Source organism: Streptomyces sp. NPDC058008, assembly GCF_042886395.1.
In the GTDB taxonomy this organism is placed as follows: domain Bacteria; phylum Actinomycetota; class Actinomycetes; order Streptomycetales; family Streptomycetaceae; genus Streptomyces.
Genome location: NZ_JBHVQX010000014.1, coordinates 55,027 through 77,126 on the forward strand (window position 1 = coordinate 55,027; position 22,100 = coordinate 77,126).

The following is a 22,100-nucleotide window of genomic DNA, read 5'->3' on the forward strand; positions in this document are numbered from 1 at the left end:
ACGCAAGAAATCAACATTCCTTGCGGCACCCTTTGGGGGCCTCTCCGTGACGACCTCGCGCGACCCCCACGGTTCCGAATGCGCCTCATTAGGCGTCCTTTGGGGTTCCCGTCGAGCCCGATCGTGTTCCGGTTTCTGTCTCAACCGTGGACGCTCTCGCACTTCTCTGCAACTCTCTGACCGCCAAGCGCAAAACTCAGCTCAGTGCGTGCAGGAAGTGGCGATACAGAGCTGATCCGACAGAGCCGCACCCTCGGCGCCCTCCGCGCCGGGGCCGAAGATCGGGGATCTATGCGAGCCCAACGCTGGAGATGGCGGGCCCTTTCCGCCGTGGTCACCACCAGTCTTCTGATGATCGGATGGCCGTCGCTCACCGCCGCGGCGGCCGACGGACCCAACATCGCCGCGGGCCGGGCCGCGGCGGCCAGCAGCGCCGGCACCGGGTACGCCGCCGGCAACGTGACGGACGGCGACCGGTCGACGTACTGGGAGGGTTCCGGCGGAACCCTGCCCCAGTGGGTCCAGACCGACCTCGGCTCCGCCGCCCGGGTCGACGAGGTGACGCTGAAGCTGCCGGCCGGCTGGGAGAGCAGGCAGCAGACCCTCTCGCTCCAGGGGAGCGCCGACGGCACCAGCTTCTCGACCCTGAAGAGCTCGGCCGCCTACACCTTCGGCCCCGGCACGTCCAACGAGGTGAAGATATCGTTCCCGGCCACGCTGACCCGCTTCGTGCGGGTGAACGTCACGGCCAACACGGGCTGGCAGAACGCCCAGCTCTCCGAGCTCGAGGTGCGCGCCGCCGGGGAGTCGTCGGCCAACCTCGCCGCGGGCAGGACGCTCACCGCGAGCAGCTACACCGAGACGTACGTCGCCGCCAACGGCAACGACGGCAACCGGGCCAGCTACTGGGAGAGCAGGAACAACGCCCTCCCGCAGTGGCTCCAGGCGGACCTGGGCTCCTCGGTCCGCGTCGACCGCGTGGTGCTGCGGCTGCCGGACGGCTGGGAGCAGCGGTCCCAGACCCTGAAGGTGCAGGGCAGCGCCAACGGTTCGGACTTCGGTGACCTGACGGCGTCCAAGGCGTACACGTTCAACGCCGCGGGCGGCCAGTCGGCCACGATCACCTTCGACGCGACCACGACCCGGTACGTGCGGGTGCTGGTCACCGCCAACTCGGTCCAGCCCGCCGCCCAGTTCTCGGAACTGGAGATCTACGGTCCCGCGACCGGTGACACGCAGGCCCCCACCGCCCCCACCGGCCTGGCCTACACCGAGCCGGCGACGGGTCAGATCAGGCTGACCTGGAAGGCGTCCTCGGACGACACCGGCGTCACCGGTTACGACGTCTACGCCGACAACGCGCTGCTGACCTCCGTGGCGGGTGACGTCACCACGTTCACGGACACCCGTCCGGCGGGCGTGACCGTCTCCTACTACGTCCGGGCCAAGGACGCCGCGGGCAACCAGTCGGGCAACAGCAACACCGTGACCCGCACGGGCGAATCCGGCGACACCCAGGCGCCCACGGCCCCCTCCGGGCTCGCCTTCACCGAGCCCGCCGCCGGGCAGATCAAGCTGACCTGGACGGCCTCCACCGACAACAAGGGCGTCACCGCCTACGACATCTACGCCGACAACGTGCTCCGCAAGAGTGTGGCGGGCGATGTCACCACCTACACCGACACCCAGCCGGCGGCCACCACCGTCAGCTACGTGGTGCGTGCGAGGGACGCGGCGGGCAACACCTCCGGTGCCAGCAACACCGTGACGCGCAACGGTTCGGCGAGCGCCGCCTCCAACCTCGCGGTCTCCAAGCCGATCACCGCGTCCTCGGTGGTCCACACGTTCGTCGCGGCCAACGCCAACGACAACTCCCTCACCACCTACTGGGAGGGGGCGGGCGGCAGCTACCCGAACACGCTGACCGTCAAGCTGGGCGCCAACGCCGACACCGAGAGCGTCGTCGTCAAGCTCAACCCGGACAGCAGCTGGGGTGCGCGCACCCAGAACATCCAGGTGCTCGGGCGGGAGCAGGCCGCCGGCTCGTTCACGAGCCTGGCCGCGGCCAAGGACTACGCGTTCAGCCCGGCGACCGGCAACACGGTGACGATCCCGGTCACGGCCCGGGTCGCCGACGTCCAGCTGAAGTTCACCTCCAACACCGGCTCCGGTGCGGGCCAGGTGGCCGAGTTCCAGGTGCTGGGCACTCCGGCCCCCAACCCGGACCTCCAGGTCACGGCGGTCGGCGCCTCGCCCGCGGCTCCCGTGGAATCGGACTCCATCACCCTGTCGGCGACCGTACGCAACGCGGGCCCGGTGGCCTCTCCCGCCGGGAAGCTGGACTTCGAGCTCGGCGGCTCCAAGGTGGCCACCGCGTCGGTGGGCGCCCTCGCGGCCGGTGCCTCGGCCCAGGTCACCGCCGCTGTCGGAGCGCGTGACGCCGGAAGCTACACGCTGGGCGCGGTCGTCGACCCGGCGGACGAGATCATCGAGCAGAACGAGACCAACAACCGCTTCACCAGCCCCACTCCGCTGGTCGTCAAGCCGGTCTCCAGTTCCGACCTCGTCGCGCACGCCGTCACGACCTCCCCGTCCGCCCCCTCCGACGGCGACACCGTCACCTTCTCCGTCGCCGTCAGGAACCAGGGCACCGTGGCCTCCGCCGCCGGCAGCCACGGAATCACCCTGAGCCTGGTCGACTCCAAGGGCGCCACGGTGAAGACCCTCACCGGCGCGTACAGCGGCACCATCGCGGCCGGTGCCACGACCGCTCCCGTCTCCCTCGGCACCTGGACGGCCGCCAACGGTTCCTACACGGTGAAGGTGGTGCTCGCCGACGACGCCAACGAACTGCCGGTGAAGCGCGCGAACAACACCAGCACCCAGTCGCTCTTCGTCGGGCGCGGCGCGAACATGCCGTACGACATGTACGAGGCCGAGGACGGCGTCACGGGCGGCGGGGCACAGGTCGTGGGCCCCAACCGGACCGTCGGTGACATCGCGGGCGAGGCGTCCGGCCGTAAGGCCGTCACCCTCAACAACACAGGAAACTACGTCGAGTTCACCACCCGGGCGGCCACCAACACCCTGGTCACCCGCTTCTCCGTCCCGGACGCGCCGGGCGGCGGCGGAATCGACTCCAAACTCAACGTCTACGTGGACGGCACCTTCCTCAAGGCCATCGACCTCACCTCGAAGTACGCCTGGCTGTACGGGAACGAGACCGGTCCGGGCAACGACCCCTCCGCCGGAGCGCCCCGGCACATCTACGACGAGGCGAACGTCATGCTGGGCCGGACCGTCCCGGCGGGGAGCAGGATACGGCTCCAGAAGGACGCGGCCAACACCAGCACCTACGCGATCGACTTCGTCAGCCTGGAGCAGGTCTCCCAGGTGGCCAACCCGGACCCGGCCACCTACACGGTGCCGGCCGGCTTCACCCACCAGGACGTCCAGAACGCCCTGGACAAGGTCCGGATGGACACCACGGGGAAGCTCGTGGGCGTCTACCTGCCGGCCGGTGACTACTCCACCTCGAGCAAGTTCCAGGTCTACGGCAAGGCCGTGAAGGTCGTCGGCGCGGGTCCCTGGTTCACCAGGTTCCGGGCCCCGTCCACGCAGGACAACACCGACATCGGGTTCCGCGCGGAGGCCAGTGCGAAGGGCTCGTCGTTCTCGGACTTCGCGTACTTCGGCAACTACACGTCCCGCATCGACGGACCGGGCAAGGTGTTCGACTTCTCGAACGTCTCCGACATCGTCATCGACAACATCTGGAACGAGCACATGGTGTGCCTGTACTGGGGCGCGAACACCGACAACGTCACGATCAGGAACTCCCGGATCCGGAACATGTTCGCCGACGGCATCAACATGACCAACGGCTCCACGGACAACCACGTGACCAACAACGAGGCACGGGCCACCGGGGACGACAGCTTCGCGCTGTTCTCGGCGATCGACTCCGGGGGCTCGGACATGAAGAACAACGTGTACGAGAACCTGACCTCCCTCCTGACCTGGAGGGCCGCGGGCGTGGCCGTGTACGGCGGCTACGACAACACCTTCCGCAACATCCTCATCGCCGACACCCTGGTGTACGCCGGGATCACGGTCAGCTCGCTCGACTTCGGCTATCCGATGAACGGGTTCGGGACCGGCCCGACAGCGATCGAGAACGTGTCGGTCCTGCGGTCCGGCGGTCACTTCTGGGGGACGCAGACCTTCCCCGGGATCTGGCTGTTCTCGGCCTCCAAGGTCTTCCAGGGCATCAGGATCTCGCACGTGGACATCGTCGACCCGACGTACAGCGGGATCATGTTCCAGACGAACTACGTGGGAGGGCAGCCGCAGTTCCCGATCAAGGACACGGTGCTCACCGACATCTCGGTGACGGGCGCGCGCAGGAGCGGCGACGCCTTCGACGCGAAGTCGGGCTTCGGGCTCTGGGCCAACGAGCTGCCGGAGGCGGGGCAGGGCCCCGCCGTGGGTGAGGTCACGTTCAACGGGCTGAAGCTCGGGGGCAACGCCCAGGACGTGAAGAACACCACCTCCACCTTCAAGATCAACATCAACCCGTAAGGGGGCGGGCGCGGTACCGGCGGGGTGTCTCCCGGGTTCCTGAAGGAGCCCGGGAGGCACCCCGCCGCGCGTAACCACTTGCACCGGGAAGTCTGTCTCTTGCATGCGGGGGGCCCGGCGATGGCGGGAAGCCGCAGGGGGCCGCCTGGGCCGTCCGCCGCCCCGACGGTCCCGCCGCGCGCCTGGATCGTCCCTGTACGGGCCGCGCAGGGGTGGTCCGTGGGGGTGCCTGGGTGGCCTTTTCGGGCGTCTCCTCGCCTGCGGAGTGCTGTCAAACATTTACCAAAACTGCGCGAGATATTGCGCTCGCTTGTTGCCGGTGGTTGAGTGTGGCCGCGCCCCGGCAGACAGTCGGCCGAGGCCTTCCATGCTCTTGCCCGAAGGGGACCACCGATGAGAAGTGCTGGGATCCGCCGTACCCGCCGTGCCTCCGCGGCCGCCGTCGTCACCGCGCTCGCCCTGACCGCCCTAGCCTCCTGCGGCACGAGCAGCAGCGGCGGCGGGAACGACGACTCCGGCAGCGGATCGTCCGATCCGTCGGCGCCGCTCGACCCGAAGGCCAAGGTGACGCTGTCGATCGACTGCATGCCGCCGGCCGCGAAGGCGGCGGAGCTGCGCGAGTGGAACGAGGACGTCAAGACGTTCAACAAGAAGTACCCGAACGTCAAGATCGACGGTAAGTCGACGCCCGGCCAGTGTCTGGAGCCGCCCCGCTTCACGGCCATGCTCAAGGGCAAGTCGCAGCCGGACGTCTTCTACGCCTACTTCACCGACCTCCAGCAGGTGCTGGACAACGACGGCGCCGAGGACATCTCCGCCTACGTCACCGACACCTCCGTCCCGTCGCTGAAGGACATCCAGCCCCAGGTGCTCGATGTCGCGCGCAAGGACGGCAAGCTCTACGCGCTGCCCACGAGCAACTACACCATGGGCCTCATCATCAACCGGAAGCTCTTCACCCAGGCCGGTCTGAACCCCGACACCCCGCCCGCGACCTGGGACGAGGTCCGCGCCGCGAGCAAGAAGATCGCGGCCCTGGGCAAGGGCATCGCCGGATTCGGCGAGTACAGCGCCGGGAACAACGGCGGCTGGCACTTCACCGCCACGCAGTACGCCCTGGGCGGCGACGTGGTGGACGCCGGCGGCAAGAAGGCCGCGTTCAACGACGACAAGGGCAAGCAGGTCCTCCAGCAGCTGCACGACATGCGCTGGGAGGACGACAGCATGGGCAAGACGCAGCTGCTGAAGTGGGGCGACCTCCAGAAGCAGATATCCACGGACAAGCTCGGCATGTTCCTGGCCGCGCCCGACGACATCGCGTACATGGTGCAGCAGCTCGGAGCGCAGTACGAGAACTTCGGGCTCGGCCCGATCCCCGGCGCCGAGGGCACCCTCTTCGGCGGGAACAACTACATGATCAAGAAGGGCAGCTCGCCCGACAAGATCAAGGCCGCCGTCGCCTGGCTGAACTTCAAGAACCTCACCCCCGGCACGGGGCAGTTCGAGTGGGCCCGCACCAAGGCGGACAAGCTTCCCGTGGGGCTGCCGCAGCCCAACTTCTTCACCGGCGAGAGCAAGACGAAGGACGACGCCGAACGCGCCGCCAACGCCACCATGCCCGTCCAGAACTTCAAGGCCTTCATGGACAACCCCGTCCAGGGCAAGGCCGAGCCGCCGAAGGCCCAGGAGATCTACAAGATCCTTGACAACGCGATGTCCGCGGTCCTGACCAACAGGAACGCCGACATCGACAAGCTGCTCGACACCGCCGAGCAGCAGGTCAACCAGGTCCTGGCCAACCAGTAACGGACGCGCGGAGGCCGGGCCGGGCGGGCCCGGCCCCGCATCCGCACCGTCCGTCTGCGAGCGACTGCACCGGCACCGAGGAGAGACCATGTCGGCCCCCACCCTGTCCACCGGGAAGGCGAGCGCACCGCCACCCGGGCACCACCCACGCCCCACCGGGCCGGACTCCGCCCGCGAGGAGTTCGTGCGCGCCCTGCGCCGCAACATCACGGCGCACGGCTTCCTGATCGGAGCCGTCCTCTGTTTCTCCTTCTTCTCCTGGTATCCGATGGTCAGGGAATTCATCCTGGCCTTCCAGAAGACCGAGGACGGCAGGACGACCTGGGCCGGCTGGTCCAACCTGAGCTACGTCTTCAACGACCCGGCGTTCTGGCAGGCCTGGCGCAACACCCTGCTCTTCACCGTCCTGGCACTCCTGCTGGGCTTCGTGGTCCCGTTCGTCGTCGCCGTCGTGCTCAACGAGTTCCGGCACGCGCAGGGCTACCTGCGCCTGCTGGTCTACCTCCCCGTCATGCTGCCGCCGGTCGCCTCCGTACTGCTCTTCAAGTACTTCTACGACCCCGGCTACGGGCTCTTCAACCGCATCCTGGAATTCCTCCATCTGCCCGCCCAGCAATGGCTCCAGGACACCAGCACCTCGATGCTCTCCGTCGTCATCGCGTCCACCTGGATGAACATGGGGGGCGCCACACTGATCTACCTCGCCGCCCTCCAGGGCATCCCGGGCGAGCTGTACGAGGCGGCCGAGCTCGACGGCGCGGGACTGCTCCGCAAGATCTGGCACGTCACCATCCCGCAGACCCGGCTCATCCTGTCGCTCCTGCTGCTCATGCAGATCATCGCGACGATGCAGGTCTTCACCGAACCGTTCCTGCTCACCAACGGCGCGGGCCCGGAAGGGTCCACCACCACCGTCGTCTACCTCATCTACCAGTACGCCTTCAACTTCAACAACTACGGCGGAGCGGCGGCCCTCGGCCTCCTCCTGCTGGTCGTCCTCGCGGGCTTCTCCGCGGTGTACGTACGCCTCAGCCGCAGCAGCGAAGACTAGGACGGGAGCACGACGATGGCATCGAACACGCTTGTCTCCCGGCGCGGAGCCGGCGGACGCAAGGCCCGCCGCCGGGAAGCGGACCTGGGCCGGCAGCGGACCCTGATCTCACCGGCCCAGCTCGGCCGGCCCCGGGGGAAGGCGGTCTACTGGATCGTCTTCGCCCTGGTGGTGGCCGGCTTCACCCTGGTGTTCCTCGGCCCGCTGTACTGGATGGTCACCGGCGGCCTCAAGACGACCCAGGAGGTCGTGCAGAGCCCGCCCACCGCCTTCCCCTCCTCGATCCACACGGAGAACTACTCCCAGGCGTGGACCGTGATGGACCTGGCCCAGCTGCTCTTCAACACCCTCTACTACGCGTTCGGGGCACTCGCCTTCCAGCTCGTCCTCGACGTGGCCGCCGCCTACTCGCTCTCCAAACTGCGGCCGGTCTTCGGCAAGGTCGTCCTCGGCATGATGCTCGCCACCCTCATGATCCCCGCGACCGTCCTGGTCGTACCGCAGTACCTCACGGTCCTCGACCTGCCGATCTTCGAGCGCAACCTGCTCAACTCGCCCTGGGCGATCTGGCTGCCCTCGGTCACCAACGCCTTCAACATCTTCCTGCTGAAGCGGTTCTTCGACTCCATCCCGGGGGAACTCCTCGACGCCGCCGCCATCGACGGTGCGTCGCCCCTGCGGACCCTGCGCTCCATCGTGCTGCCGATCTCACGGCCGATCCTCGGCGTGGTCTCCATCTTCGCGGTCGTCGGGGTCTGGAAGGACTTCCTCTGGCCGATGCTCACCCTGCCCGACCCGGCCCGGCAGACCCTCAACGTCGGTATCTACTCGCTGTCCAACGGGGTCCCGCAGAACGTCCTCATCGCCGCGCTCACCATCGCGTCCGTACCGACGCTGCTGATCTTCCTGCTCTTCCAGCGCAACATCATGAGCGGTCTCACCGCGGGCGGCCTGAAGGGCTGACCCCTTCCCCGGACCACCGCCTCCCACCAGCACTCCGCCGCCGGCCCTCCCACCGCACGCCCCGCGTCCGGGCCGGGGGCGGAGTACCACCTGCCCGAAAGGAACGTCACGTGGCAGCCAACCGTCCGACCGAGGCCACCGCACCGTGGTGGCGCGACGCCGCCATCTACCAGATCTACGTACGCAGCTTCGCCGACGGCGACGGAGACGGCACCGGGGATCTCGCGGGAGTGCGGGCCAGGCTGGCCTACCTCGTCGAACTGGGCGTCGACGCGCTGTGGTTCACCCCCTGGTACCTCTCACCGCTGGCCGACGGCGGATACGACGTGGCCGACTACCGCGTCATCGACCCGGCCTTCGGCCACCTCGCCGAGGCGGAGAAACTCATCGCCGAAGCCCGCGAGCTGGGCATCCGCACCATCATCGACATCGTCCCCAACCACGTCTCCGACCGGCACAGCTGGTTCCGGGCGGCACTGGCCGCCGCACCCGGCAGCCCCGAACGCGACCTCTTCCACTTCCGCGAGGGACGCGGCGACCACGGGGAGATCCCGCCCAACGACTGGGTCTCCGAATTCGGCGGCACCCCCTGGACCAGGATCGACGACGGCCAGTGGTACCTGCACCTGTTCGCCCCCGGGCAGCCCGACCTCAACTGGGCCCACCCCGCGGTCCGCCAGGAGCACGAAGACGTCCTGCGCTTCTGGTTCGAGCGGGGCGTCGCCGGCGTACGCATCGACTCGGCGGCCCTGCTCGCCAAGGACCCCGCCCTCCCCGACTTCACCAAGGACACCGACCCCCACCCGTACGTCGACCGCGACGAACTGCACGACATCTACCGCTCCTGGCGGGCCATCGCCGACGCGTACGACGGCATCTTCGTCGGCGAGGTCTGGCTCCCCGACTCCGAACGCTTCGCCCGCTACCTGCGCCCCGACGAACTGCACACCGCCTTCAACTTCAACTTCCTCGCCTGCCCCTGGGACGCCGGACTGCTGCGCTCCGCGATCGACGACACGCTCGCCGAGCACGCCCCGGTGGGCGCCCCCGCCACCTGGGTGCTGTGCAACCACGACGTGACCCGGACCGTCACCCGCTACGGCCGTGAGGCGACCGGCTTCGACTTCTCGGCCAAGGTCTTCGGCACGCCCACCGACCTGGAGCTCGGCACCCGCAGGGCACGCGCCGCCGCCCTGCTCTCCCTCGCACTCCCGGGCGCGGTCTACCTCTACCAGGGCGAGGAACTCGGGCTGCCGGAGGCGGACATCCCCCGGGAGCGCATCCAGGACCCGATGCACCTGCGCTCGGGCGGGATCGACCCCGGGCGGGACGGCTGCCGGGTGCCCCTGCCGTGGTCCGCCGCCGAGCCCCACGCCGGCTTCGGATCGACCGCCGAACCCTGGCTGCCGCAGCCGGAGACCTGGCCCTCCTACGCGGCCGACGAGCAGGGTGCCGACCCCGGCTCCATGCTCACCCTCTACCGTGAGGCCCTGCGGCTGCGCCGCTCCGAACCGGGCTTCGCCGCCGCCCCCGGCGAGACGGCCGACGGCCGCCTGGACTGGCTGCCGTCCGCGCCGGGCGTTCTTGCCTTCGCCCGGACCCACGGCCTGATCTGCGTCGTCAACCTGTCGGGGGGAGCGGTCCCGCTCCCCGACCACGACGAGATCCTGCTGACCAGCGGCCCGCTGGACGGCTCGGGTCTGCTGCCCGACGACACCGCGGCCTGGCTGCGCGGCAAGCGATAGCGGGGGAGAGGGGGCTGCGGCACAGTGGTCGTATGGACGATCTCAACGCCCTCGCAGACGAGCACCTGGCCGCGGCCCGGGCCAACGCGCACGGGCGCAGCGCGCATCTGCTGCTGCGCCAGGCACCCCTGCGGCAGACGGTGATCGCGCTCACCGCGGGATCCGCCCTGGACGAGCACAACGCGCCGCCCGCGGCATCGCTCCAGGTGCTGCGCGGCGCGGTGCGGCTCACGGCCGGGTCCGGGGACGTGGACCTCGCCGAGGGCGGACTGCACGCCGTCCCGCAGGAGCGCCACGGTCTCCTGGCCCTCCAGGACGCGGTGGTGCTGCTCACCGCCGTCAACGACTGAACCGGCCTGGAGTACACCCGCGGTATCGAGGCATGAGAGAAAGGGGGACAGCCGGGGCGCCGGGCACACCGGTGGCCGCGCCCCGTCCGTCCCCCTTCCTACGTCCCCCGGAGAATCCGCGTGCCCAGCAGGACCGACGACCCCGTCGCGGAACCCACCGCGCCCCCGGCAGGGTGTGCCGCGCGAAGCCGCTGGCGCACCGCACTGCGCAGGACCCCCGTGTCGCTGTGGAACGACGACGTCTCAGACTGGGCGGCGGCCCTGACCTACTACGCCATCCTCGCGCTGCTCCCCGCCCTCCTCGTCACGGTCTCCGTGATCGGTCTGGCCAACCCCGGGGCCACCAACGCCCTGATCGCCGACATCACCGCCTTCGCCCCGGCCGAGTCCGGGGCGGCGCTGCGCCGGCCGCTGGAGGCGGCGACCCAGGAGCGCGGCGCCGTCTGGCTCCTCGTCGTCACGGGCAGCGTGAGCGCCGTGTGGTCCGCCTCCAGCTATCTGGCGGTCTTCCGCAGGGCGATGCACGCCCTGCACCGGGTGAAGGACACCAGGCCCCCGCTGCGCCAGGCGCACATCATCGTGGCCTCGGCCGTCGGACTGCTCGTCCTGCTGATGGCCAGCGCCTTCGCCCTCGTGCTCACCGGCCCGCTGGCGCGCTGGCTCGGCCGCAGGCTGGGACTCGCGCAGGCGGGCGAGACGCTGTGGGCGGCCCTCAAGTGGCCCGTGCTGCTCTGCCTCGTCGCCTGCCTGATCGTGGTCCTCTTCAGCACCGGCCCCCGCTCCGCCCGGGGCCTGCGGCAGGGACTGGCCGGCGGAGTCCTCGCCGCGCTCCTCTGGCTGGTCGCCTCGGCCGGGTTCGCGCTCTACGCGACCCACATCGGCAGCTACAGCAGGCTGTACGGCTCCCTGGCGGGCCTGGTCGTCTTCCTGATCTGGATCTGGTTCACCAATCTGGCACTCCTGACCGGTGCCCAGTTCAACGTCGAACTGGCCCGCACGGACGAGCGGCACGAGAGCGAGGTTCCGTGAGGCCTCCGGGCCTTGTGGGAGCGCTCCCAAGGGAGAAGGACGGGCCGATGACCCCAACCGCGTCCGTGCGCCCCTACCGCCCCGCCGACCAGGAGGCCCTCGCGGAGATCTGCGTCCGCACGGCCGACAACGGCGGTGACAGCACGCACCTGTACCCCGACCCCGGGCTGATGCCCGCACTGTTCGCGGCCCCGTACGCCCACCTCGAACCGGAGCTCGCCTTCGTCCTGGACGACGGCGCGGGGCACGCGGTCGGCTACGTCCTGGGGACCGCGGACACCCGGCGGTTCGCCGACGCCTTCCGTCAGGTCTGGCTCCCCCTGGTGAGGGACCGCTTCCCCGAACCCGGAGGCGCGCCCGGCACGCTCACCGAGGCGATGACGTCCCTGCTGCACCGCCCCGAACGCATGGTCCTTCCGGAGCTGGAGGAGTATCCCGCACACCTGCACATCGACCTGCTGCCGCCGTGGCAGCGCCGCGGCCACGGCAGGGCGCTGATGGCGGCCTTCCTGGACGCCCTGCGCCGGAAGGGGGTCCGGGCCGTCCATCTGTCCATGCTGACGGCCAACACCCCGGCGAGGGCCTTCTACGACCGGCTCGGCTTCCAGGTGATCGGCGTACCCGACCCCGGCCCGCTCACCTATCTGGGGCGCTCCACCGAGGGTGTGGGGCCGACGGGCTGGGCAGGTAGTGGAGGGCGAGCCCGGGAGAGCGCCCGGGCCGCCGGTTCGGAAGGGTGAGCGGCATGACCGAGCAGAGCGCGTGGAGTTTCGCGGACGACCGGGGACGGCTGGCGGCGGCGGACCGCCCACCGTCCCGGGTGCTCGCGTACGTCCAGGCGGGAGCGACGCTGTGGGACTACGGCATACGGCCGGAGGGGATCTTCGGCTCCGGACACGACGGGCAGGAGCCCGACCCCGCGAAGACGGGCACCCTCCCGCTGGACGCCGTGGACTACCGGGGCGCGGGCGACGACCTGGACGTGGACACGCTGTTACGCGGCAGGCCCGACCTGGTCGTCGCCGTCAGCTACGGCCACGGCCAGCTCTACGGACTGGACGCGGACACCGCCAAGCACCTGGAGGAGCGCGTCCAGGTCGTCGTGATCGACGTGGGCCAGGCGCGCACCCTCGACCGCGTCGCCGAACGGTTCGCCGAGCTCGCCCGCTCGCTGGGCGGCGCCCCGGACGCCGAGGCGGCGGACGGCCTGCGCGCCGCCCGTGAACGCCTCCGCGCGGCGGCCCGCACCGCTTCCGGCGGCGGCAGGGTCCTCGCCCTCTCGCCCGCGAGCCAGGAGCAGGCGTACGCCGCCCGCCCCCAGATGTGGCCCGAGCTGCGGGTCCTCGCCGAGCTGGGCGTCGGCTTCGCGACCCCGCCCGCCGGTGCCGGCGTCAACTGGGCCACCGTCGACTGGGCGGACGCGGCGGCCCTGGAGCCCGGCATCGTCCTGACGGACATCCGCTCCAACGCGATCCCGCTCGACGAGGTCACCGCCCCGGCCTGGGGCCCCGCCGGGCTGCGCGCGCGCACGGTGCCGTGGAATCCGGAACCCCTGTGCAGCCCGCAGGCCCACGCGCGCTTCCTCGCCCTCGTGGCGGACGCGCTGGAAGGGCCCGCGGGCGGCTGATCCCCGCACGCCACGGGTACGCCCCCGCGCCGGGCCGGCCCGACGCGGGGGCACACCCTCCGACGGCGGCGGCCGGTCCCTCTGCTCCGTACGGACGCCCCCGGATCGCGCGGCGCCCCGCCCTTGGCGAGGCTGGCCGGAGCCGGGACACGAGATCCCCGTACCTCCAGGAGCAGAGATGCAACAGGACAAGCACCCGTCGTACCGTCCCGTGGTCTTCCGCGACCGCTCCGCCGGGTACGCCTTCCTGACCCGGTCCACCGCGTCGAGCGAGCAGACGATCGACTGGGACGACGGCAACAGCTACCCGGTCATCGACGTGGAGATCTCCGCCGAGAGCCACCCGTTCTTCACCGGCCGGGCCAGGGTCGTCGACACCGAGGGCCAGGTCGCCAAGTTCGAGCGCAGGTACGGCGACGAAGGGGGCAAGGGCACCCCCTGAGCCCCGGGCCGCCGCGCACCGGGCAGAATCGGCGGCAGGACGCCCCGTCAGAGCCGTGCTCCGCCCGGGCACCGCCCACGCCCCCAGGAGAGCGAACCGTGTCCGACAGCCCCGCCCTCCTGGTCATCGGCGAATGCGTCGCCGACATCGTCCGGCAGCCCGGCGCGCCGGACCGGATCCACCCCGGGGGCAGCCCCGCGAACGTGGCGTACGGGCTGGCCAGGCTCGGCCGGGACACCACCCTGGTCACCCAGCTCGGCCCCGACCCCGACGGGCGCCTGATCGGGGACCACCTGGCGTCGGCCGGGGTGCGGGTCCTCACGGACGGCGCCGACGCCCCCACCCCGGCCGCCACGGTGGACCTCGACGGGGAGGGCCGGGCCACCTACGGCTTCGAGATCACCTGGACGCTCGGCCCGGCGGCCCGGCCTCGGGCGGAGCCCCGGCACGTCCACACCGGTTCCCTCGCCACCGCCCTGGACCCCGGCGCCGGCACCGTCCTCGACCTCGTCCGCACGCTCCGGGCGGCGGCGACCGTCAGTTACGACCCCAACGTGCGCCCCGCACTGATGGGGGACCGCGCCCGGGCCGTGGCCCGGGCGGAGCGCTTCGTGGAGCTGAGCGACATCGTCAAGGCCAGCGACGAGGACCTGCGGTGGCTGTACCCGGACGAGGACCCGGAGGAGGCCGCCGCGCGGTGGCTGCGGTCCGGGCCGTCGCTCGTGCTGCTCACCCGCGGAGCCGGCGGCGCGACGGCGTTCCCGCACGGCCCGGCCGTGCGCACCGGAGCCCCGCCCGTGCGCGTCGTGGACACGGTGGGGGCGGGCGACGCCTTCATGTCGGGCACGCTGCACGCCCTGGCCTCGTACGGACTGCTCGGGGCGCGGGGGCGGACCCGGCTGCGCCGCCCGGACCCCGCCGTCCTGGACGACGTGCTCCGGCACGCCGTGGCGTCGGCCGCGGTGACCGTCTCACGGGCCGGCGCCCTGCCTCCCGACGCGGGGGAGCTGGAGGCCGCCCTGACCGGTCCGCCCGCCCCGGAGCGGCAGGGGCGTCCAGGGTGTCCTCGCCCGTACCCCGGTCGTTGATTTCGTTATGACCGTGACCCTTACCGATACCGTCCCACCGTCCGCGACCGAACTGCTGACCGGTGTCCTCCTCGGTCCGGAATTCCGTCGTGAACACGGGTTCTGGCAGCGGCTGATCAGCACAGAACCGTTCCGCCGCCCGGTCGGCGGAACGCCCCAGGAGCGACTGGAACTCGCCTACGACCGGTTGCGGGTCCTCAACCGGTCCCTCGACAGCGGAGCACGGCTCGCCGCCGACCCGCGGGCACTGGCCGCCCTGCACACCTGGCTGGGCCCGGTGGACCCCGCCCTGACCACCGTGGCGGGCATCCACTACAACCTCTTCCTCGGCAGCCTCCTCGACCACGAGTGCGCCGGCCGCCGCGACCTGTCGGACTACCTGACACTGCGGCGCATCGGAACCTTCCTCTGCACGGAGGTGGCGCACGGCAACAACGCGGCGGCCATGGAGACCACCGCGACGTACGACCGTGAGCGGGACGGCTTCGTCCTGCACACCCCGAACGCGGGCGCGCAGAAGTTCATGCCCAACACCAGCCCGGCGGGCGGGGCGAAGTCGGGCCTGGTCGCCGCGCGTCTGATGGCCGACGGGTCGGACCACGGGGTGCGCCTCTTCCTGGTGCCGCTCACCGACGAGGTGGAGGCGCTGCCCGGGATCCGGGTGAGGCCGCTCCCCGCCCGCATGGGCAGCCCGGTGGACCACTGCCTCACCTCGTTCGACCGGCTCTTCGTCGCGCGGGACGCCCTCCTCGGATCCGCGGTCGGCGCCCACGAGGAGTTCAGGACCGGCCCCGGGGACAGGCGGCGGCGGTTCATGACCTCGATCGGGCGGGTCACCCCCGGCCGGATCTCCATGAGCGCCTGCGCGGCCGGCTCCGCCCGCGCGACCCTGGCGGTCGCCGTGCGCTACGGCGGCCACCGCATGATCTCCGGGGGCCGGGGCACGCCGCCCGTACCCGTCAACGCCCACCGGACCCACCACGGACCGCTGGCCTCGGCCATGGCCACGGTCTTCGCGATGAGCCTCCTCTACCGCAGGGCACAGGAGCGCTGGGAGGCCTGTACGGACGAGGAGGGCCGGGCCGACGCGGCGCGGCTCGTCGACGTCGCCAAGGCGTGGATCACCTGGCGGGCCCGTGAAGTCATCGTCGAGAGCCGTGAACGCTGCGGCGCACAGGCCCTGCTGGAGAACAACGGCATGACCGAACTGGTCACGGGGGTCGAGGGGGCCATCACGGCGGAGGGCGACAACATCGCCCTGTACGCCAAGGCGGCGGGCGACATGCTCTTCGCCGCCGAGCCGGGCCGGGAGGACACCCCGGTGCCGTACACCGGTGACCTGGCCGACCCCCGCCACCTCCGCGCGCTCCTGGCCTCCGTGCAGGACATCTGGTTCGCCCGGGCCAGGGAACGCGCACTGCGGGCACCGGACGCCGACGCCCGGGGGCGGTGGAACGCGGCCGCCGGACACGCCCTGCGCGGGGTCGAGGCCTACGCCTACCGGCAGGCCGCCGAAGCCTACGCCGAGGCGCGCGCCGCGCTGCCCGAAGGGGCCGCCAGGGACCGGCTGGGAGAGCTGGAGCGGCTGTTCGCCGTCGAGTGGCTGGCCCGCAACAGCGGTGATCTGCTGGCCGCCGGCCTCCTGAACGGCGCCCAGGTCGAGGCCCTGGCGGAGACCTCCGAGGAGCTGATCGCCGCGGTCGCCGGGCACGCCCCCCAACTGGCCGACGCCTTCGCCCTGCCCGAGGCGCTGCTCGCCGACTGGCCGATCGCCGGACCCGGTTACGCGGACGCCTACGACGATCCCGAGGGCTCCTGGAACACCGCCCCGGCGGACGCCCGGTGAGCGCGCCGAGGGAACAGGCGGTGTGCGGCAGGCTGGGCGAGCGCCTGGAGATCCTGGGCCTGCGCGCGGTCCTGCTGGCCTACTGGGGTACGACGTCCGTGCTCGCCCGCCGCTGCGGGAAGCCCCGGACCGACTGCGGCGAATCGGTTCACCACAAGCGCTGAACCACCCGACGGCCGCCGCCGGTACGGCGGGGCAGGTCCCGCCCCCTCGTACCGGCGACGGCCCCGGGAGCCGCCGACACGCCGCGTGATAGCTTGCAGGCGCCAGTCACACTCCACGTGGAGTCAGGGAATCCGGTGCGAATCCGGAGCTGACGCGCAGCGGTGAGGGGGACGGGCGGGGCCACGGCCACTGGGACACCCTCGGGTGCACCGGGAAGGCGCTCCGTCCGGACGAACCCGAGTCCGAAGACCTGCTGGCACCCGCTTCCGCACCGGGAGCGGAACACCGTAGCGGGCTCCGCGCATGGGCCCAGAGACGCCGAGGGACTCCGTGCCGCCCATAGCCAGCACCGTACGCCGAACCGCCCCGCTCGTCGCGGGACTCCTCCTCCTGACCGCGTGCGGCACGGACGGGGGCACATCCGGGCGGGCCGAGGGGGCGGGGTCCGCCGCCGGCTTCCCCGTGACGCTGGAGAACTGCGGCCGCACGGTCACCGTCGACGCGCCTCCGCGCCATGCCGTCTCGCTGAACCAGGGATCGACGGAGATCCTCCTCTCCCTGGGCCTCGCCGACCGGCTCGCCGGGACCGCGACCTGGACCGACCCGGTGATGAAGGGCCTGGAGAAGGACGAGGCCGGGGTCCCCCGCATCGCGGAGAACCAGCCCTCCTCGGAGAAGGTCCTCGCCGAGGAACCCGACTTCGTCAGCGCCTCCTTCGAATCCACGCTCGGCAAGGGCGGTGTCGCGACCCGCGACCGGTTCGAGGAGCTGGGTGTCCCCACCTACCTCTCACCCACCGACTGCGCGGGCAAGGACAACACCGGCAGCAGCGACGGCTCCCGCACCGAGCGCCTGACCATGGACAGCGTCTACGGCGAAGTACGCGACCTCGCCGCGGTGTTCGGCGTACCCGAGCGCGGCGAGAAGCTCGTCACGAGCCTCCGGGACCGCGTCGACCGGGCCACCGCGGACATCGACGCGTCCGACGCCACCCTGCTCTACTGGTTCGCCAACGCGGAGGCCCCCTACCTGGCGGGATGCTGCGGCGCCCCCGGGATCATCACCGAGGAGATCGGCGCGAAGAACGTCTTCGACGACACCCACGAGGAGTGGCCCCAGATCAACTGGGAGACCGTCGCCGACCGCAACCCCGACGTGCTGGTCGTCGGCGACCTCACCCGCAAGTCGCAGACGGCCGAGAGCGCCGCCAGGAAGATCGCGTTCCTGGAGTCCAACCCCGCCACGAAGAACATGGACGCCGTCCGCGACAAGCGGTACGTGCTGCTCAGCGGCCAGGCCATGAACCCGACGATCCGGACCGTGGAGGGCGTGGAACGCGTCGCGGCGGCGCTGCGTTCGTTCGGGCTCGCGGGGTGACGCGGACCGAACAGGCCCCGGACGTACACGCGGAGCCGGTGCCCCCCGTCCAGGTGGCCGCCGGAGCCCGCATCGTGCGCGAAGGCCTCCTGTGGGGCGCCGGCCTCGCCCTGCTGCTCCTGTCCGTCGCGGTCGCCGTCACGATCGGCCCCGCCCGCATCTCCGTCCCCGACGTCTGGTCCGCGGTGGCCTCGCACCTCGGCCTCGGGGAGGGACGGCTGACCCCGATCCGCGACGGCATCATCTGGAACCTGCGCATGCCCCGCACCCTGCTGGCCGCCGTGTGCGGCGCCGGGCTCGCGGTGTGCGGCACCGTGATGCAGTCGCTGCTGCGCAACCCGCTCGCGGACCCCTTCGTCCTCGGCGTCTCGTCGGGTGCGTCCACCGGCGCCGTCGTGGTCGTCGTCCTGGGCGTCGGCGGGGGAGCGGTGTCGGTCTCCGGCGGCGCGTTCGCCGGAGCCCTGTGCTCCTTCGCCCTGGTGCTGCTGCTGAGCCACACACTCGGCGGATCCACCGACCGGGTCGTGCTCTCCGGGGTGGCGGCCATGCAGCTGTTCTCCGCGCTCACGTCCTTCGTCGTGATGACCGCCGCCGACGCCGAGCAGACCCGGGGCGTCCTCTTCTGGCTCCTCGGCTCGCTGAGCGGGGTCGGCTGGGGCGACGTGTGGATGAGCTCCGCCGTGCTGGCCGTGACCCTGCTGATCTGCCTCGGCCACGCCCGCACCCTCGACGCCTTCGCCTTCGGGCAGGACGCCGCGGCGGCCCTCGGGGTGCACGTCGCGCGCACCAGGATCGTGCTGCTCTGCACGACCGCGCTGCTCACCGCGGCCCTCGTCGCCTCGGCGGGCGCCATCGGCTTCGTCGGCCTCGTCCTGCCGCACGCCGCCAGGGCACTGGCGGGCTCGGGCCACCGCAGGCTGCTGCCGGTGACCGCGCTCGCCGGGGCCGTGTTCCTGGTCTGGGTCGACACCCTGGCCAGGACCGTCCTCGATCCGCAGGAGGTCCCGGTCGGGGTGGTCACCTCCCTCATCGGGGTGCCCGCGTTCGTCCTGGTCCTCTACCGCACCCGGAGGAGCGCATGATCCGGCCCACGTCCGCGACGGACGCCCCCGGCGACGGGCTGCGGGCCGAGCGCGTCAGCAGGGAGGCCGGCGGCAGGATCGTCCTCGACGGGGTCAGCGTCGCGCCGAGGCCCGGCAGCACGGTCGGGCTCCTGGGACCCAACGGGTCGGGCAAGACCACGCTGCTGCGGGTGATGTCGGGCGTGCTCGCCCCGGGCGCGGGCGTCGTGACCCTCGACGGCCGCACGCTCGCCGAGACCGGCCGCAGGGCTGTGGCCCGCCGCGTGGCGGTCGTCGACCAGCACGCGGCCACCCAGGTCGACCTGAGCGTCCTGGACGTCGTACGCCTCGGCCGCATCCCGCACCGGCGCGCCTGGTCCGCGTCCGGCCCCGAGGACGAGGACGCCGTGCGCGAGGCCCTCGCCCGCACCGGGCTCGCCGAGCGCGCCGCGCAGTCCTGGCACACCCTGTCCGGCGGTGAGCGCCAGCGGGTCCAGATCGCCCGCGCCCTCGCGCAGGAGCCACGTGAACTCCTCCTGGACGAGCCCACGAACCACCTCGACATCCAGCACCAGCTGGAACTGCTCTCCCTGGTCGCCGCACTGCCCGTGACCGCGGTGATCGCGCTGCACGACCTCAACCTGGCCGCCATGTTCTGCGACCGGGTGACGGTCATGAAGGAGGGCAGGGTGGTGGCCGGCGGAACGCCCTCGGAGGTCATCACCGAGGAACTCATCGCCGATGTCTACCGCGTACGCGCGGTGGTCACGCCGGACGGGCCGGGAGGGCGCCCCTCGGTGCGCTTCCTGCCCGGGCGACCCGCCCGCCCGGGACCGGCACCCGGCGGAGCGGAGGCCGTCCACGCGGCTCCGGCGGACGGCGGGAGGGCGGGCCCGTGAACCGCCCGGGTCCGCCCCTCGTCGGTGTCGCGCGGCCTCCCGCCGCTGTGTGAGGGGTCAGCGACGACGTCCCTCGCCGAACTCGCCGCCCATGTCCTTGCCGCTGCCCGTGTCCTTGCCGTCCGCGTAGTCGATCTTCTCCTTGCGGAGCTCCGCGGACACTTCCTTCTGCTCGGTGACCTTGCTGGTCTCGAGACGGACCCGCTCCACGGGGACCGCCTCCTTGCGGACGGTGGCCCGTTCGGCGTGCAGGGTGACTTCGACGTCCTGCTCGCCGAGTTCGCCGCCCCCCTTGACGCCCGCTCCCTTCTCGCCCGGCTTCAGGGGTTCGCGCACCACGCGGACCTCTTCGTGGGACACCGGCACCGTCCGGGTGACGTTCTCGGTCACCACGTACTTGTGCAGGCGGGCCCTGCCGCTCTCGTACTCCTCGGTCCCGACCTGGAGCTGCTCCTCGGACCGGACCATCTCCTCGCGGCCGGTACCCGTGGCGGACCGCTCGGCTCCGGCTCCGGCGAGCGGGCGCGACGTGGCGGAGGCGTCCGTGTCGCGGTGCCTCCCCATGCCGGCCGTGGTGCCGGCGGCCTGCGCCTGACCGGTCGTCCCGGTGCGCGCGGTGCCGGCCGCTCCCGCCGCCCCGGCCGCACCCGCGGCACCCATGGCACCCGTTCCGGTCCCGGACGTCGTGCGCGCGTCGCCGCCCGCCCCGGCGTGCCCGGTGCCCTTCCTGGTCATGCCGTAGTGCCGGTAGAGCTCCTCCTCCTCCGATACGGACAGGTGCGCGTCCGCGTCCACCCGGGGGGCTTCCTTGACGCGGTCCTTCGGGTGCGAGACGTGCAGGTCCGAGCCCACGCGGCGGGCCCCGGCCAGCGGAACGAAGCTCTCCTTCATGCCGAACATGCCGGTCTTGACCGTGATCCAGTCGGGCTTGCCGGTGTCGTCGTCGACGTACACCCGGCCCACCGTGCCGACCTTCTCGCCGTCGCTGTCGTAGACGGTCAGACCGTCGAGTTCTCCGGAATCCGTGAAACCGTCAGCGGCTCCCATGGCCGATACCTCCTCGCCCGGGCGCGTCCTGCGGTTGGGTCCAGCAGGGGAGGCGCGTCCGGCTTCCATCGCGCCTCACCCGGTTGACGGCTGCAACTTCCCGGCCCGGGCGGTGAGCGGCCGAGGAGACCGGGCCGGGGCCGTGGCCCCGTTCCACGCGGATATCGGGCCGCCACACGCGTTACGCCATTCGGGTGAGCACTCTCCCGGGTGCGCCGGGAGTGCGGTCCCGGCCCGCCCGTATGATCGACGCGCCGCTGCCGACCGTCGGCAGGCCTGTCAGGGGGTACGTCATCGGATCCGTGGGCATCCGCCTGCCCCGGCAGCGCGGCGAACTGCTCGCCAGGCGGGAGGACGGCGTCGCGCTGCACCACCTGGTCTGGCGGCTGGGACCCGGGTGGCGGGTCTGCGCCAGCGCCGTGCTCGGCGGCGGGATCGGCCCGCGGGCCTGGATCCTGAACGCCCAGGTGCCCGGCGGCTACCCCCGGCTCGACCCGGCCCTGCACCTGGCGGAGATCGCCGCGGCGGAGACGCTCGACGGCCCGGGGGCCGGGCTGATGACCGCGGCCGACGTGACCGCGTACACCGTCGCCGACGACGACGGGGTGACCGCGACCGTCACCAGCGGCCTCGGCGTGCGCGGATGGGCCGCCGTCCCCGCCGAGGGCCGCGACGGCCCGCTGCCGCCCGGCACCGTGAACATCGTCGTCACCCTCCCCGTGGCACTTTCCGACGCCGCCCTGGTCAACGCGGTCGCCACCGCCACCGAGGCGAAGGTGCAGGCGCTCCTCGACGCCGGACTCGACTGCTCCGGGACGCCGACGGACGCGGTGTGCGTCGCCGCGCCCGACCCCGGGGGGCAGCCGGGCGAACCGTTCGCCGGACCCCGCTCCCGCTGGGGCGCGCGACTCGCCAGAGCGGTGCACGGCGCCGTGCTGGAGGGTGCGCTGCGGCAGTCTTGGGACCCACCGGCCCCGCGCCCGTAGCACCCGTTCCGGGAGCGCGCCGCACCGACGAAGGGAA

Annotated in this window: 18 protein-coding genes and 1 riboswitch; of the genes, 17 read left to right on the forward strand and 1 reads right to left on the reverse strand. The window is 71.9% G+C overall.

Going from position 1 to position 22,100, the window contains the following annotated elements:
- Positions 1–291: 291 nt before the first annotated feature.
- From ACFVS9_RS16090 to ACFVS9_RS16165, 16 genes are all read left to right on the forward strand, one after another.
- Positions 292–4,581 carry a discoidin domain-containing protein gene (locus ACFVS9_RS16090; RefSeq protein WP_389932720.1) on the forward strand — a complete coding sequence of 1,430 codons (4,290 nt, stop codon included), beginning with the start codon at positions 292–294 and terminating at the stop codon, positions 4,579–4,581.
- A gap of 393 nt (positions 4,582–4,974) precedes the next feature.
- Positions 4,975–6,387, forward strand: coding sequence for an extracellular solute-binding protein (locus tag ACFVS9_RS16095; protein ID WP_383112991.1), 1,413 nt, complete (start codon positions 4,975–4,977; stop codon positions 6,385–6,387).
- Between the two features lie 88 nt (positions 6,388–6,475).
- Positions 6,476–7,438, forward strand: coding sequence for a carbohydrate ABC transporter permease (locus ACFVS9_RS16100; RefSeq protein ID WP_383112992.1), 963 nt, complete (start codon positions 6,476–6,478; stop codon positions 7,436–7,438).
- Between the two features lie 15 nt (positions 7,439–7,453).
- Positions 7,454–8,401, forward strand: a complete 948-nt coding sequence (locus ACFVS9_RS16105) for a carbohydrate ABC transporter permease (protein ID WP_383112993.1) — start codon at positions 7,454–7,456, stop codon at positions 8,399–8,401.
- A gap of 110 nt (positions 8,402–8,511) precedes the next feature.
- Positions 8,512–10,146 (forward strand): glycoside hydrolase family 13 protein, encoded by a 1,635-nt coding sequence (locus tag ACFVS9_RS16110; protein ID WP_389932724.1) that lies wholly within the window; start codon positions 8,512–8,514, stop codon positions 10,144–10,146.
- Between the two features lie 32 nt (positions 10,147–10,178).
- The gene (locus tag ACFVS9_RS16115) at positions 10,179–10,496 is read left to right on the forward strand and encodes a cupin (RefSeq protein WP_383112995.1); all 318 of its coding nucleotides are present in this window, start codon (positions 10,179–10,181) and stop codon (positions 10,494–10,496) included.
- Positions 10,497–10,616: 120 nt separating this feature from the next.
- The gene (locus ACFVS9_RS16120; RefSeq protein WP_389932727.1) at positions 10,617–11,525 is read left to right on the forward strand and encodes a YihY/virulence factor BrkB family protein; all 909 of its coding nucleotides are present in this window, start codon (positions 10,617–10,619) and stop codon (positions 11,523–11,525) included.
- Between the two features lie 47 nt (positions 11,526–11,572).
- Positions 11,573–12,265, forward strand: a complete 693-nt coding sequence (locus ACFVS9_RS16125; protein WP_383112997.1) for a GNAT family N-acetyltransferase — start codon at positions 11,573–11,575, stop codon at positions 12,263–12,265.
- A 5-nt stretch (positions 12,266–12,270) separates the two neighbouring features.
- On the forward strand, positions 12,271–13,152 hold the full coding sequence (locus ACFVS9_RS16130) for an ABC transporter substrate-binding protein (protein ID WP_389932731.1): 882 nt from the start codon (positions 12,271–12,273) through the stop codon (positions 13,150–13,152).
- Between the two features lie 178 nt (positions 13,153–13,330).
- Complete coding sequence (locus tag ACFVS9_RS16135; RefSeq protein WP_383112999.1) at positions 13,331–13,594, forward strand: type B 50S ribosomal protein L31; 264 nt, start codon at positions 13,331–13,333, stop codon at positions 13,592–13,594.
- 98 nt (positions 13,595–13,692) lie between these two features.
- Positions 13,693–14,682, forward strand: a complete 990-nt coding sequence (locus ACFVS9_RS16140) for a carbohydrate kinase (protein ID WP_383113000.1) — start codon at positions 13,693–13,695, stop codon at positions 14,680–14,682.
- Positions 14,683–14,689: 7 nt separating this feature from the next.
- Positions 14,690–16,528: an acyl-CoA dehydrogenase gene (locus ACFVS9_RS16145; protein ID WP_389932735.1), complete on the forward strand. Its 1,839-nt coding sequence runs from the start codon at positions 14,690–14,692 to the stop codon at positions 16,526–16,528.
- Entirely contained in the window at positions 16,525–16,692 is a 168-nt protein-coding gene (locus ACFVS9_RS16150; protein ID WP_383113002.1) for a hypothetical protein, read from the forward strand. Before ACFVS9_RS16145 ends, ACFVS9_RS16150 begins: the two co-directional genes overlap by 4 nt.
- A gap of 86 nt (positions 16,693–16,778) precedes the next feature.
- Positions 16,779–16,966, forward strand: a riboswitch (cobalamin riboswitch).
- A 30-nt stretch (positions 16,967–16,996) separates the two neighbouring features.
- Complete coding sequence (locus tag ACFVS9_RS16155; protein WP_389932739.1) at positions 16,997–18,070, forward strand: ABC transporter substrate-binding protein; 1,074 nt, start codon at positions 16,997–16,999, stop codon at positions 18,068–18,070.
- Between the two features lie 38 nt (positions 18,071–18,108).
- Positions 18,109–19,152 (forward strand): FecCD family ABC transporter permease, encoded by a 1,044-nt coding sequence (locus tag ACFVS9_RS16160; RefSeq protein WP_389932742.1) that lies wholly within the window; start codon positions 18,109–18,111, stop codon positions 19,150–19,152.
- Positions 19,149–20,030, forward strand: a complete 882-nt coding sequence (locus ACFVS9_RS16165) for an ABC transporter ATP-binding protein (protein WP_383113005.1) — start codon at positions 19,149–19,151, stop codon at positions 20,028–20,030. Before ACFVS9_RS16160 ends, ACFVS9_RS16165 begins: the two co-directional genes overlap by 4 nt.
- A 57-nt stretch (positions 20,031–20,087) precedes the next feature.
- On the opposite strand, the gene ACFVS9_RS16170 is transcribed toward ACFVS9_RS16165, so the two are convergent.
- Positions 20,088–21,077 carry a PRC and DUF2382 domain-containing protein gene (locus ACFVS9_RS16170; protein ID WP_383113006.1) on the reverse strand — a complete coding sequence of 330 codons (990 nt, stop codon included), beginning with the start codon at positions 21,075–21,077 and terminating at the stop codon, positions 20,088–20,090.
- A gap of 242 nt (positions 21,078–21,319) precedes the next feature.
- Between ACFVS9_RS16170 and ACFVS9_RS16175 the strand changes: the two genes are divergently transcribed.
- The gene (locus ACFVS9_RS16175; protein WP_383113058.1) at positions 21,320–22,063 is read left to right on the forward strand and encodes an adenosylcobinamide amidohydrolase; all 744 of its coding nucleotides are present in this window, start codon (positions 21,320–21,322) and stop codon (positions 22,061–22,063) included.
- The last annotated feature ends 37 nt before the right edge of the window (positions 22,064–22,100 follow it).